The following is a 12,311-nucleotide window of genomic DNA, read 5'->3' on the forward strand; positions in this document are numbered from 1 at the left end:
GAGCCCCGCCGGGCAAAAAACGGGTCAAGCGCCCCGACGCTCGCGGTACCCGGCCCGCCGGCGCGTCGCCGCCGGGGTCACCGCCGCCCGTAGGGCCTCCAGTCGCCCAGGTACGTCCGCGGGGTGTGCAGGGCGGCCTCCGCCGGGGTCAGCTGCGGCCGGTTCTCCGGCACCGAGGCCACCGCTCCCGGACCGGAGTTGGCGTACTCGCGGAAGCGCATGGTCTGCCAGGGGTAGGCCTCGCGCATGTTGACGTAGGGCGTCACCGCGTCGATGCCGGGGCCGATCCAGGTGTCCCGGACGACCAGCGAGGGCCAGGCGGTCGTCTCGTAGGACGGCACCCAGGGCCGGGCGATCTTGTACGCGGCGTCCTCCGCTGCGGACGTGATCCGGCCGCGCACGGCGAGGAAGCCGTAGGGGTCGGCCCGCGCGGTGGCGGGGGCGAAGACCATGCCCTTGGGGGTGAAGGACACGTCCCGCCGCAGGGTGTGGAAGCGGCAGGCGTCGAAGACGGCCCGGGCCCGCCCGAAGACGAAGTCGACGTCGCCCTCGATGTGGCAGTGGCGGTAGTACTGCCGGTCGAAGGCGTCGAGCGCGGTGGTGTCCGCGAAGAGGGTGTCCTGGTGGGCGAGGAACCGGACGTTCTCGAAGTGCGAGCGGTCGCCGGTGACATAGGCGGCGACGGCCTGGGTGCCGGTGGTCTCCGGGTGGTCGGCGCGCAGCCAGTCGTTGGCGAGGGTGAGGTCGCGCACGATGAGGCCGGGCGCGGCGGAGGTGAAGGTGGCGGAGCCCGCGGTGCCGTAGGTGCCCGAACCGTCCGGCCTGGGCGTGCCGTTGGCGTTGTCGAACACGATGACGGCGGACCGCGGGTCGCGGCCGGCGCCGCGCAGGGTCAGCTCCGCCTTGTCCGCCGGGACGGCGACGACCTCCCGGTACGTTCCCGGGTGGACGACGATCGTCCAGCCGGGGCCGGAGACGGCGTCCACGGCCGCCTGGACGCTGTCGCCGGGGCGGACGTGCAGGACGCGGCGGGAGTGCGCGTGGGCGGCGGGCGCCCCGGCGAGCAGGGCGGCGCCGGTGGCGGCGGCGAGGAGCGTGCGGCGGGGCAGCATCTCAGCACTCACCCTTCCAGGGCTCCCAGTCGCCGAGGTAGGCCTCACGGGTCGCGGACCGGGCCTGGTCGCGGGTGAGCTGCGGGCGGTTCTCGGGGACGGTGATCCGTGCCCCCGGCCCGGTGTTGCGGTACTCGGCGAACCGCTGGCTCTGCCAGGGGAAGGCGGCCGACATGTTCGTGTAGGGCGCGGGCGCGTCGATGCCGGCGTCCATCCGGGTGTCGCGGACGGTGAGCATGGGGCGGGCGGTGGTGTCGGAGCTGGGCACCCAGGGGCGGGCCAGTTTGTAGAAGGCGTCGGGAGCCTCGCTGCTGATCCGGCTGCGGCTGACCAGCTGGCCGAGCGGGTTGGCGCCCGCCGTGGAGGGGGCGAAGACGAAGCCGTAGGGCGCGCCGGCCAGGTCGGTGCGGTTCAGGGTGCGGAAGTGGCACCGCTCGTGGACGGCGGTGGCGCGGCCGAAGACGAAGTCGACGTCTCCTTCGACGTAGCAGTGCGCGAAGTACTGCCGGGCGAAGGCGGTCAGGGACATCGAGTCGGTGTACAGGGTGTCCTGGTGCCCGAGGAAGCGGCAGTGGTGGAAGGCGGACCGGTCGCCCTGGACCTTGACGGCGACGGCCTGGGTGCCGGTGATGCCGGGGTGCTCGGCGCGCAGCCAGTCGTTGGCGAAGGTGATCCGGTGGGCGGTGAAGCCGGCGGCCTGCAGGGTGACGGTGGCCGAGCCGGTGGTGCCGTAGGTGCCGCCGCCGGGCTTGGGGGTGCCGGCCGCGTTGTCGTAGACGATCACGACGTCCCGGGGGTCCTCACCGGCGCCGATCCAGGTGGCCTCGGTACGGGTGGGATCGAGGACCACGGTCTCCCGGTAGACGCCGGGTGCGAGGACGAGGGTCCAGCCGCTGCCCGCGGCGGCGGTGACGGCGTCCCGCACGGCCGTGAAGTCGCCCCGGCCGAAGGGGTCGACGTAGAGGGTCTGCGGGGTGCGGCGGGCGGCCGGGGAGCCGTGGCGGCCGAACGGGCGGCGGCCGCCCGCCGAGGCGCGGGCGGCCGGGGCGGCCTGCGCGGACGGGGCGCCCAGTGCCAGGGCGGCGGCCGTTCCCGCGCTCGCGGCGCTCACGGCGAGGAACCGTCTTCTCGAAACGGGGTGCATGCGGGTGCTCCTTGACGGTGCGGCTCTGCGGGGAGGGCTCAGCGGGAGGCTCTGCGGGAGGTCTGCCGATGCGGCCGGGGCGACGAAGGGCGCCGCCGCCCCGGCCGTCTGACGGGTCGTACGAGGTCAGCCGAGGCGTCCCGCGCCCGCGCCGCAGTCGACGATGCGGGGGACGGCCTTCGCCGGGTCGACCCTGGTGCGCAGGGTGGGCGTCCAGCCGGCGCCGGACTCGAGGGTCTCGGCGGGGATCTGGGCGTTGTGGACGGCGATCAGGTCGGTCTTCACGCCGTTGACGTAGTTGTCAGCGGCGGTCAGCGGCGAGACGTTCCACCGCTTGAGCACCTTGGCCGCGCCGACCCCCTGCGGCAGGGTGAACGCGTTGTGCTCGGCGACGAGCCTGGACTCCTTGCCGATGCCGAAGCTGTAGGAGTAGTCGCCGTTCGCGACGAAGTGGTTGTTGTAGGAGTCGACCTGCCCGAAGCGGACGCGGGGCGCGCGCTCGACCAGGTTCGCGAACAGGTTGTGGTGGAACGTCGTCCGCAGGTGCCCCCGGTCGCCGGCGGCGGTGGACTCGCTGTCGCTGTTGCCGATGAGGATCGTCTTGTCGTGGTCGCTGAAGACGTTCCAGGAGGCCGTGACGTAGTCGGCGCCGCGCACGATGTCGAGTTCGCCGTCGTGCTGCTGGTAGAGCATGCCGAAGTAGGTCGGGGCGGCGCTGTCCGGGTGGGCGCCGTCGGTGAACGTGTTGTGGTCGAGCCAGACGTGCGTGGCGCCGTAGACCACGGCGGTGTCGTACTCGGAGTTCCAGTTGCCCTTGGCCCCGTCGGTCGGGTCCCACTGGGGGAAGCAGTCGATGGGCGACTCCAGGGACAGGTTGCGCAGGATCACGTTGTCGACGGCCCTGATCTGCAGGCTGACGCCCTTGAACCCGGCGCCCCGGCCGATGCCGACGATGGTCGTGTTGGAGGGGACGTTCACCTTGATGGCCTTGTCCTGGTTGGCGGCGGACACCCGCCGCAGCCCCTCGGGACTTCCGTCGGGCTCGGCTGCGAGGTCGGTGTCCAGTCCCCAGGCCTCGGGCGAGTACTTCGCGAGGTAGGCGGCGAAGTCGTATCCGGGCGCGGCGAAGGCGTCGCACCCCTCGGCGACGGCGTCGATGACGCCCTTCACCTTGATGATCTTCGGCGTGTCGCCCCCGGCGGCGAGGGCGGCCTTGAACTCGGCCCAGGTGGTGACGGTGTGGACGTGGGCGGCGTCGGCGGCCGAGCCGCCCGTCGTGCCGGTGCCGGACGAGGCCCAGCCGTCGTTCGCGGGCAGCACCTGCCGGCCGAGGTCGGGGGCGGCCTGCCGGGCGCGGGTGTGGTGCTGGCCCTGGGCGGACGCCGTGCCGGTCACGGACAGCACCAGCGCGGTGCAGCCCCCCAGGACAGCAATGACACGTCCATGACATCTCTGTGTACGCACTGTGCGGGTCTCCTTCTGTTGCGGCGGCGGGACGGCCCGCGCCGACGGGTCGGGCCGGCGAATCGGGCCACGCCGGCGGGTGGTGCTACGTCAGCGGGTCGGGCCAGGTGATCCAGGACGGGGGGATCCGCTCGTTCAGCCGGACCACGTCGCGCGGGGCCAGAACCCGCGTGCGCAGCAGCTCCCGTACGACGAGCCGCGCCACGGCGATCGCCCCGGGCGGATTGAAATGCGTGTTGTCCTGCTCGGTCGCGGTCCAGTTGAAGTACGTCTTCGTCTCCTCGACGCCCAGCTGCTGCCAGAGCGCCAGCGACAGCGCCTGGACGTCGAGCAGCGCGACCCGTTCCCGCGCGGCGAGGGCGCGCATGGCGGCGGGGTACTCCCCGTGCGTCGGCTGGGCCTTGCCCGCGGCGTCGAACCGGCGCCGCTCCACGGGCGTGGCGAGGACCGGGCGGGCCCCCTTCGCCCGGGCGCCGGCGAGGTAGTGCCGCAGGCACTCCTGGTACGTCGTCCAGGGCTCGGTGTAGCGGGTGGGGTCGGTCGTCTTCTCGTCGTTGTGCGCGAACTGGACGAGCAGCAGGTCACCCGGCCGGATCGCGGCGAGGACGGCGTCGAGCCTGCCCTCGTCGATGAAGCTCTTGGAACTGCGGCCGTTCACCGCGTGGTTGGCGACGGGCAGGCCGGAGTGCAGGAAGAAGGGCAGTGCCATGCCCCACCCGGTCTCGGGTGCTGCGTCGGAGTACTTCTGGGCGGCGGTGGAGTCGCCGGCGATGTAGAGCGTGCGGGGCCGGCGGGCGCCGGCGTGGGCGGGACCGGCGGCCGTGGCGCCGAGCGGAACGGCGGCGAGCGCCGCGGCGGTGACCTGTCTGCGGGTGAGCGACACCTACGTGCACCTTTCGCGTGGGAAGCACGGGGGAACCGCGCGGCCTGCCGGGACGGGCCGGCAGTCCCCCGTGACGACAATCGCCCTGGCGGTTACTTGTGGTTCTTCTTCCAGTCGGCCTGGGCGGTGTTCAGCTGGTCGGCGAGCGTGTCCAGGAACTGCTTCGCGGTCATCTTGCCGAGCAGCACCTTCTGGAAGTTCGGCTCGTTGTCGGCCTTCGAGATGGTGTTCCAGTCGGGCAGGTAGTAGGGCAGCTGCACGATCTTCGTGGTGGTGCCCGTCAGCGCCTCGGCGGCCAGCTTCGTCGGCTCGGACTCCTGGACCCAGCTGTCCTGCGCGGCCTCCAGGTTCGCCGGGATCGAGCCCGCCGACTTGTTCCACTTGCTGTTGGAGGCGTGCGAGGCGGCGAACTCGATGAACTTCCAGGCGGCGGTCTTGTTCTTGCTCGACTTGAACAGGCCGAGCCCGTCCACCGGGTTGGAGACCTGCACCCGGTTGCCGTTGTCCATCGTCGGAGCGGGCACGCCCTTGAACTTGCCGGCCAGCGCCTTCTGGTGGTCCTTGTACGAGCCCAGGTTGTGGCTCAGCATGCCGATGGTGCCGGAGTCCCACTGGGCGACCATCTTGGTGAAGTCGTTGTTGACGTCGGCGGCCGGGGTGTCCTTCTTGTACAGACCGACGTACTTCTCCAGCGCGGCCACGTTCTTCGGATCGTTGACCGTGGTCTTGTCGCCGCTCCAGAACTCGGTGATGCCGCTCTGTCCGTAGGCCGCGTCGAGGGCCGGGGAGATCGAGCCGGAACCGCCGCGGATGGTGTAGCCGAAGGCGTTCTTGTCCTTGTCGGTCAGCTTGTCGGCGGCCTCGTAGAACTTCGACCAGGTGGTCGGCGCGTCCAGGCCCGCCTTCTGGAAGAGGTCCGTGCGGTACCAGAGGGTGCCGTTGTTGGCGGAGGTCGGCACGGAGTACGTCTTGCCGTCGATGCCGGCGGCCTTGACGCTGTCCAGGAACTTCGCGTTGAGCTTGCCGCCGAGGCCGCTCTCCTCGAGCCGGCTGTCGAGCGGTTCGAGGGCGCCCTGCGCCGCGACCTCGGCGAGCATCGCGGCGCCCACCCCTCCGACGTCGGGCAGTCCGCCGCCCTGGATGGCGGTGTCGTACTTGGACTGGACGCTGTCGGCCGGCACACCGACGTACTTGACCTTGATGTCCGGGTTCGCCTTCTCGAAGTCGGCGATGATCTCCTTCCAGACGTCGGTGCGGACACCGCCGTTGTTGTCCCAGAAGGTGATCTCCCCCTTGCCGGAGCCGTCGCCTCCCTTGTCCCCCGCCGCGCCGCTGCCGTCGTCGCCGCAGGCGGTGGCGGTCAGCGCGAGCACGGTTGCGACGGCGAGGGCCAGGGCGGCGCGCCTGCTTCTGCGGATGCTGCTTGTCATGTGGTCGGCTCTCTTCTTCTCTGGATCCCTGCGGAGATATGAAGTTGTGGGGGGTCAGTGGGTGGTGCGGCGGTGCGGCGCCCAGCCGTCCGCGCCCTCGAGGCAGGCCGTGACGGTGTACGCCTTCGCGTCGGCGTCGCCCAGCTGGGGGCGGTCGGCGGTGACAGTCGCCCTCGGCCCGTGGTTGCGGTACTCCGCGAACCGGGCGTCCCGCCACGAGAACCCGCTCGTGGCGGTCCTCGGCGACGCGTCCAGCTCGCACATCTGGCCGGGCGTCGTCCGCTCGAGCCGTGGGTCGTCGACGTGTCCTGCCGGCACGAGAACCCGAGCAGGACCGCGTCCCCGGTCCGCGCGGCCTTCTGCGGCGGCGGTCCCGGGCTCAGGGGCGGTCCCCGGTGCGACGGCGGTCCTCGGTGCGGCGGCGAAGGCGGCCTGGACCGCCGCCGGTCGTGGCAAGCGCTTGCTAGGGAAGTGCGTCATTGCGGCTCCCAACAGGCTCACAGCGGAAGTGGGTCAGAGCGGAACGGGGTCAGAGCGGTCTGATGCGGAACTCGCTGAACACGGCGGCGCCGGCATGCCCGGAGCCGGCCGGCGCGGCGGCGAAGAGGCCGAGCAGAGCGCCGACCCAGCGCCAGGGGGCAGCGGCGAAGACGGGACCGGAAGGACACGGGCCGTCGCCGACGTCGTACGCGAAACGGCATCGCGCGCCCGCGCCGATCTCGATCCGCAGCCGTGCCCGCCCGTCAGGGGCGAGCCGGGGCCGGGACGCGTCCCGCTCCCGCTCGGCGACCGGCTCGGCGAACCGGTGGACGAGCCGGACCGTGCCGTCGTCGTCCCGCTGGAGCCCGATCCAGCCGAACGCGTCGCCGAGGACCGCCAGTCCGGCGCGCGCTCCCGGTTCCTCGCTGTGCAGCCGCAGCTCCACCTCGACGGCGGACGGGACGCCGGGCAGCCGCTGGGTGAGGACGTTCGCCAGGGTGCGCAGATCGTGCGCGTCCGGTGTCCGCACGCAGGTCAGACGCAGTCCGTCGGCCGAGTGCCGGGTGGCCCAGCCGTCCTCGGGGTTGGCCGTCCACGACCACTGGCGGCCGAAGCGCCCGCCGGGGAAGTCGTCGTCCGCGGCGGGCTCGGCGGGCGGCTGCGCGGGCAGGCCGGGCCGCCGGTGCGTCAGGACGGGGGCGCCCTCGTCGCCGATCACCGGCCAGCCGTCCCGGTCCCACCGCATCGGCTGGAGGTGCACGACCCGGCCGTACGCGCCGCGCTGCTGGAAGTGCAGGAACCAGTCCTCGCCGGACGCCGTGCGCACCCAGCCGCCCTGGTGCGGACCGTTGACCTCGGTGTCCTTCTGTTCGAGGACGATCCGCTCCTCGTACGGGCCGAAGAAGTCCCGGGACCGCAGAGCGCCCTGCCAGCCGGTCTCCACCCCGCCGGCCGGGGCGAGGATCCAGAACCAGCCGTCGTGCCGGTAGAGCTTCGGGCCTTCGAGGGTGAACCAGCCGGGGATGCCGTCGCCGTCGACGATCACCTTGCCCTCGTCGAGGAGGGACGTCCCGTCGGGGTGCATGCGGTGGCCGGTGAGCCGGTTCTTGACACCCGCGCGGGACTTCGCCCAGGCGTGCACCAGATACGCCTCACCGCTCTCGTCGTCCCACAGGGGGCACGGGTCGATCAGGCCCCTGCCCGCCTTGACGAGGTGCGGACGGGTCCAGGGCCCGCGGACGTCGGGCGCGTTGACCTGGAACACCCCCCGGTCGGGGTCACCCCAGAAGATCCAGAAGCGGTCGTCGTGATGCCGTAACGAGGGCGCCCACACCCCGCAGTCGTGCCGCGGCGTCCTGAACTCGCCCACCGGCTCCAGGCGTTCCAGGGCGTGACCCACCAGCCGCCAGCCGACCAGGTCCCGCGAGTGCAGCAACGGCAGTCCGGGAGAGCGGCCGAAGCTGGAGGCGGTGAGGTAGAAGTCGTCGCCGACGCGCACGACGTCCGGGTCGGACCAGTCGGCGTTCAGGACCGGGTTCGTGTACGTCTCGTGCCGCTCCCCCGTCACTGGCTGACCGCCTTGCGGACCAGGGCCGCGGCCTCGTCCCGGCCCGGACGGCCGTCGGCGACGACGGTCACGATCCGGCGTACGACCGTCCCCCCGGGCGGGACGGGCAGCCGTTCGGCGAAGGCCAGCGAGGAGCCCACACCCGGATACTCGGCGGTGCGGACGAACCACGGGTCGCGCCGGGTGGCGTCGGTGGCGCCCGCGAAGACGAGCGTCCAGCCGTCGCCGGCCAGGGCGAGCCAGTCGGCGCGGGCGCCGTGCACGGCCGCCTCGCCCCGCGCGCCCGCAGTGAAGACGTCGGGCGCCCGGTCCTCCTTGCGGGCCCGCCAGAAGAAGCCGCCGTAGGCCGCGCCGGGGCGCCCGTTCGTCGCCGGACTGCCGATGGACAGCGGGGCGCCGAAGACGTTGGTGAGGGAGAAGGTGAAGTCCAGCGCCCAGGCGGAGGCGGTCAGTTCGGTCGCCGCGACCGTGCGGCGCTCGCGCAGCAGCTCCCGGCCCGACGCCACCCAGCGCAGCTCCTCCACGAAGCCGTCGGGATCGCGCAGCTGGAAGGACCCGTGCCGCTGCGCGCCGTGGTCGTCCAGCTCGGTCGGGCCCCGGTCGCGGACATAGGTGCGGCCGCCCCAGAAGTTGTGCCCCTCGACGTCGGGTACGGCTACACCGACGCCGAGGTGGTGGAGGTGGTCGGCGGGGCTGAGCTCGGTGACCGTCGCGCCGGCCAGGGTGCTGACGGGGTGCAGATAGGGGCGCGGGGAGAGCCGGGCGGGCAGCTCGGGCCGCGTGACGTAACGGCCGACCGGGCGGCCGGCGACACGCAGGACGACCGGCGCGTCGGGTGCCTGTGCGGTCATCAGGGGCTCACCTCTTTCGGATGCTCGGTCGTGAACGCCCAGGGGGCGCCCAGTTCGGAGTAGAGGGCGAGGGTGTCTGCGGCGGCCGCGACGAGGCCGTCGACGCCGGGGACGACCCGTCGGTCCTCGTCGGGCAGCCGACGCCAGGCGTCGTCGGGCAGCTGCACCGGGTCGGGCGCGACCCGGATCGCCTCGACGACCCGCATGAACGACTCGGTGACGGCCGGCGGGACCAGCAGTCGCGTCCCGTCGGCGAGATGCTCGACCAGGTTCTCCAGCAGGTCCGTGCTGCCGTACTCGAACTCCTCGGGGCCGTGGCCGGCCCGCTGGAGCAGAACGCGGTCCTGCTTGTACCAGTACGTGATCCGGCCGCGGCTGCCGTGGACGACCACGTACGGGTCGTCGGGGTCCTCGGCGCACAGCGTGGCCGCGACGACGATCCGCAGGCCGTCCACCGTGGTGACGCGGACGCAGGAGGTGTCGTCGGACTCGATGGCGTTGGCGTGCGCCAGCTCGGTCTCGATGCCGGCGACGTCCTCGGCGCGGGTGGCTCCGGCCAGCGCGAGGGCGGTGGCGACGGCGTGCGCGAGGGGGTTGGTGAGAGCCCCGTCGACGACGTCCACGCCGTTCAGCCGTCGCCTGCCCGCCCAGGGGGCGCGCCGGTAGTAGGACTCGGCGCGGGCCCAGGCGCCGGCGCCGCCGACCCCCACGAGCTCACCGATCACACCGTCGCGGATCAGGTCGCGGATCGCGGGCACGGCGTGCGAGCCCAGCGACTGGAAGCCGACCTGGCAGACCACGCCGGCCTCGGCGATCCCGTCGGCCATCCGGCGGAACTCCGCGTACGACGGCGCCGGCGGCTTCTCCAGGAGCAGGTGCACACCCTTGCGGGCCGCGGTCAGCGCGAGGTCGGCGTGGGTCTGGATCGGGGTGCAGACCACGGCGATCCGGGCTCCGGTGGCGTCGAGCAGCGCGCCGAAGTCCGCGGACTGCTCGGGCGCGCCGAGGCCCTCGGGGATCTCGGCCGGGCTCAGCGGGGTCAGTTCGCAGACACCGGCGAGGCGGACGATGCCCTTGTCCTGGAGCCTGCGGATGTTGTCCAGGTGCCAGCGGCCGTGGCCGCGCGCGCCCGCCAGGACGATCGGTACAGCGGTGCTCATGGAATCCTCCCTGCGCCCGCGCCGCGTGCCGCCGTACGGTCGGCTGTCGCGGCGCTGTCGATCTTTCCGTGCAGGGTAGGCGTCCGGCCGGCGTCCGCCGCGAGGTGGCGCTCGCCTGCGCCGTCGTGCGCGCCGTGGACGGCGAGGAGGTCCGCGCGCGGGCCGTCCGGGGGGCGGGAGCCGTCCCGTGCCCCGGTCCGCGCGGGGGCACGGAGTGTCCCCCGCGCCACTGCGGTCGCGGCGGCCTGACGCGTCCTCATCCCTTCACCGCCCCTGCGCTGAACCCGGTGATCAGCCACTTCTGGATGAAGGCGAAGACGATCACCACGGGGACGGCGGCGATGATGCCGCCCGCGGCCAGCGCGCCCAGGTCGACGCTGTCCGCGCTCATCAGGGTGTTGAGGCCGACGGGGATCGTCTGCTTGGTCTGGTCGGAGAGGAACATCAGGGCGAACAGGAAGTGGTTCCAGGCGTGCACGAAGGCGAAGGAGCCGACGGCGATCAGTCCGGGCCGCAGCAGGGGCAGGACGACGATCCGGAAGGCGGTGAGCCGGTTGCAGCCGTCGACCCAGGCCGCCTCCTCCAGGGAGTACGGCACGTTCCGGATGAAGCCGCTGATCAGGATGATCGACAGGGGCAGCTGGAAGACCGTCTCGGCGATGATGACGCTGCCCAGGGAGTTGATCATCTTCAGCTCGGCGAAGATCTGGAAGAGCGGGACGAGCAGCAGCGCACCGGGCACGAACTGGGTGCACAGCAGGGCGAGCATGAAGCCGCGTTTGATCTTGAAGTCGAAGCGGGCGAGGGCGTAGCCGCCGGCCAGGGCGACGCCGGTGGTGAGCAGCAGGGTCGCCACACCGGTGAGCACGCTGTTCTGGAAGTAGACGGCGAAGTCACGCTCGTTCCAGACCTTCTCGAAGTGGTCGAAGGTCATCGGCCAGGGCACCAGCGAGGTGGACCCGGCCGGGCGGAGCGCGAAGAGCAGGATCCAGTAGAAGGGGACCAGGGTGAAGACGAGGTAGATCCCCAGCGGGACGTAGATCTGCCAGCGGGGGGCCTCGTCCCAGGCACGCTTGCGCCGGGCCGGGCTGTGGTCGGGTGCGGCGGGCTCGCGCGCGGGGGCGGGCACGACCTCGGGGGCCTCCTTGGTGATCACTTGTCGCCTCCTCCGAACTTGCTGAGCCGCAGATAGACCATCGAGCAGAAGAGCAGGATCACGAACGCGACCGTGGTGAGCGCGGACGCATAGCCGAAGTTGTGGGCGTCGACGCTGGTGTTGGCGATGTAGAGCGGAAGGGTCGTGGTCTCCCCCGCCGGGCCGCCGCCGGTGAGCGTGTAGAGCAGGTCGACGTTGTTGAACTCCCACACCGCGCGCAGCAGCGTGGACAGGACGATGGCGTCCTTCAGGTGGGGCAGGGTGATGTGCCAGAACTGCTTGATCCGGCTCGCGCCGTCGACCTCGGCGGCCTCGTACAGGTCCTTCGACACGGACTGCAGGTCGGCGAGGATGAGGATCGCGAAGAACGGGACGCCGCGCCACAGGTCGGCGACGATCGCCGCCGGGAAGACGGTGGAGGTGTCCGAGAGCCAGCTGGTGCCGTACTCGCCGACGCCCATGTCGGCCAGGTAACGGGTGATGCCCGTCTGGGAGTTGTAGAGGAGAACCCAGATCGCGGAGGTCAGCACGCCGGAGACGGCCCACGGGGAGAAGACCAGCGCGCGGCCGAGCGAGCGTCCCACGAAGGTCTGGTTGACGATCAGCGCCAGTGCCAGACCGAACAGCAGCTGCAGCCCGACCTCGACGAACACCCACTGGGCGCTGAAGGTCAGCGTGTCCCAGAACTGCGGGTCGTCGGTGAAGGCGTGGACGAAGTTGTCGAAGCCCGCGAAGCCGTTGCGCCACGGTTTGGTGGGGTTGTAGTTCTGCAGGCTGTAGTAGAAGACGCTGACGACCGGGTAGGCGATGAAGCCCAGCATCAGCAGCGCCGCCGGCGCGATCAGCAGGTACGGCAGCCTGCGGGGCGTGGCGGAGGCACGGCGCCGCCGGGGCGGCGCGGGCCGTTTCGCCACGGCTGCGGCTTGGGCCATCACTGTTCTCCGTTCTCGGTGCGTCGTGCGTACGTCGTGCGACGTACAAAGTGCGAGGTGCGAGGTGCGACGTACGAAGTGCGATGTGCGCGTGTGACGTGCAGAGCGCGAGGCGCGAGGCGCGACGCTCCG

The 12,311-nt window shown here is 72.1% G+C and carries 11 protein-coding genes; all 11 read right to left on the reverse strand.

Annotated elements, in window-relative coordinates; genetic code table 11:
• Positions 1-77: 77 nt before the first annotated feature.
• Positions 78-1,109: a pectinesterase family protein gene (locus ACH4ZA_RS27310; RefSeq protein ID WP_319279037.1), complete on the reverse strand. Its 1,032-nt coding sequence runs from the start codon at positions 1,107-1,109 to the stop codon at positions 78-80.
• 4 nt (positions 1,110-1,113) lie between these two features.
• Positions 1,114-2,256: a pectinesterase family protein gene (locus tag ACH4ZA_RS27315; RefSeq protein WP_319279006.1), complete on the reverse strand. Its 1,143-nt coding sequence runs from the start codon at positions 2,254-2,256 to the stop codon at positions 1,114-1,116.
• Between the two features lie 126 nt (positions 2,257-2,382).
• Positions 2,383-3,720, reverse strand: a complete 1,338-nt coding sequence (locus ACH4ZA_RS27320; protein ID WP_319279005.1) for a pectate lyase — start codon at positions 3,718-3,720, stop codon at positions 2,383-2,385.
• 85 nt (positions 3,721-3,805) lie between these two features.
• Positions 3,806-4,603 (reverse strand): rhamnogalacturonan acetylesterase, encoded by a 798-nt coding sequence (locus ACH4ZA_RS27325; protein WP_398432093.1) that lies wholly within the window; start codon positions 4,601-4,603, stop codon positions 3,806-3,808.
• A gap of 92 nt (positions 4,604-4,695) precedes the next feature.
• Positions 4,696-6,033 carry a sugar ABC transporter substrate-binding protein gene (locus ACH4ZA_RS27330; protein ID WP_319279003.1) on the reverse strand — a complete coding sequence of 446 codons (1,338 nt, stop codon included), beginning with the start codon at positions 6,031-6,033 and terminating at the stop codon, positions 4,696-4,698.
• A gap of 54 nt (positions 6,034-6,087) precedes the next feature.
• Positions 6,088-6,351, reverse strand: a complete 264-nt coding sequence (locus ACH4ZA_RS27335) for a hypothetical protein (protein WP_398432094.1) — start codon at positions 6,349-6,351, stop codon at positions 6,088-6,090.
• Positions 6,352-6,562: 211 nt separating this feature from the next.
• Positions 6,563-8,080: a family 43 glycosylhydrolase gene (locus tag ACH4ZA_RS27340; RefSeq protein ID WP_398432095.1), complete on the reverse strand. Its 1,518-nt coding sequence runs from the start codon at positions 8,078-8,080 to the stop codon at positions 6,563-6,565.
• Positions 8,077-8,931, reverse strand: coding sequence for a PmoA family protein (locus tag ACH4ZA_RS27345; protein WP_319278999.1), 855 nt, complete (start codon positions 8,929-8,931; stop codon positions 8,077-8,079). Before ACH4ZA_RS27345 ends, ACH4ZA_RS27340 begins: the two co-directional genes overlap by 4 nt.
• The gene (locus ACH4ZA_RS27350; RefSeq protein ID WP_319278998.1) at positions 8,931-10,091 is read right to left on the reverse strand and encodes a Gfo/Idh/MocA family oxidoreductase; all 1,161 of its coding nucleotides are present in this window, start codon (positions 10,089-10,091) and stop codon (positions 8,931-8,933) included. The genes ACH4ZA_RS27345 and ACH4ZA_RS27350 overlap by 1 nt, the downstream gene beginning before the upstream one ends.
• Before the next feature lie 256 nt (positions 10,092-10,347).
• Positions 10,348-11,247, reverse strand: a complete 900-nt coding sequence (locus tag ACH4ZA_RS27355) for a carbohydrate ABC transporter permease (RefSeq protein WP_319278997.1) — start codon at positions 11,245-11,247, stop codon at positions 10,348-10,350.
• Positions 11,244-12,179 carry a sugar ABC transporter permease gene (locus ACH4ZA_RS27360; protein WP_319278995.1) on the reverse strand — a complete coding sequence of 312 codons (936 nt, stop codon included), beginning with the start codon at positions 12,177-12,179 and terminating at the stop codon, positions 11,244-11,246. The genes ACH4ZA_RS27355 and ACH4ZA_RS27360 overlap by 4 nt, the downstream gene beginning before the upstream one ends.
• Positions 12,180-12,311 lie beyond the last annotated feature (132 nt).

Origin of the sequence: Streptomyces sp. NPDC020597 (genome assembly GCF_044335095.1) — a bacterium.
Taxonomy (GTDB): domain Bacteria; phylum Actinomycetota; class Actinomycetes; order Streptomycetales; family Streptomycetaceae; genus Streptomyces.

Bases quoted from the DNA above. Each gene is read 5' to 3' on its own strand.
- ACH4ZA_RS27315 (WP_319279006.1), bottom strand. From the start codon at position 2,256: ATGCACCCCGTTTCGAGAAGACGGTTCCTCGCCGTGAGCGCCGCGAGC.
- ACH4ZA_RS27330 (WP_319279003.1), bottom strand. From the start codon at position 6,033: ATGACAAGCAGCATCCGCAGAAGCAGGCGCGCCGCCCTGGCCCTCGCC.
- ACH4ZA_RS27345 (WP_319278999.1), bottom strand. From the start codon at position 8,931: ATGACCGCACAGGCACCCGACGCGCCGGTCGTCCTGCGTGTCGCCGGC.
- ACH4ZA_RS27350 (WP_319278998.1), bottom strand. From the start codon at position 10,091: ATGAGCACCGCTGTACCGATCGTCCTGGCGGGCGCGCGCGGCCACGGC.
- ACH4ZA_RS27360 (WP_319278995.1), bottom strand. From the start codon at position 12,179: ATGGCCCAAGCCGCAGCCGTGGCGAAACGGCCCGCGCCGCCCCGGCGG.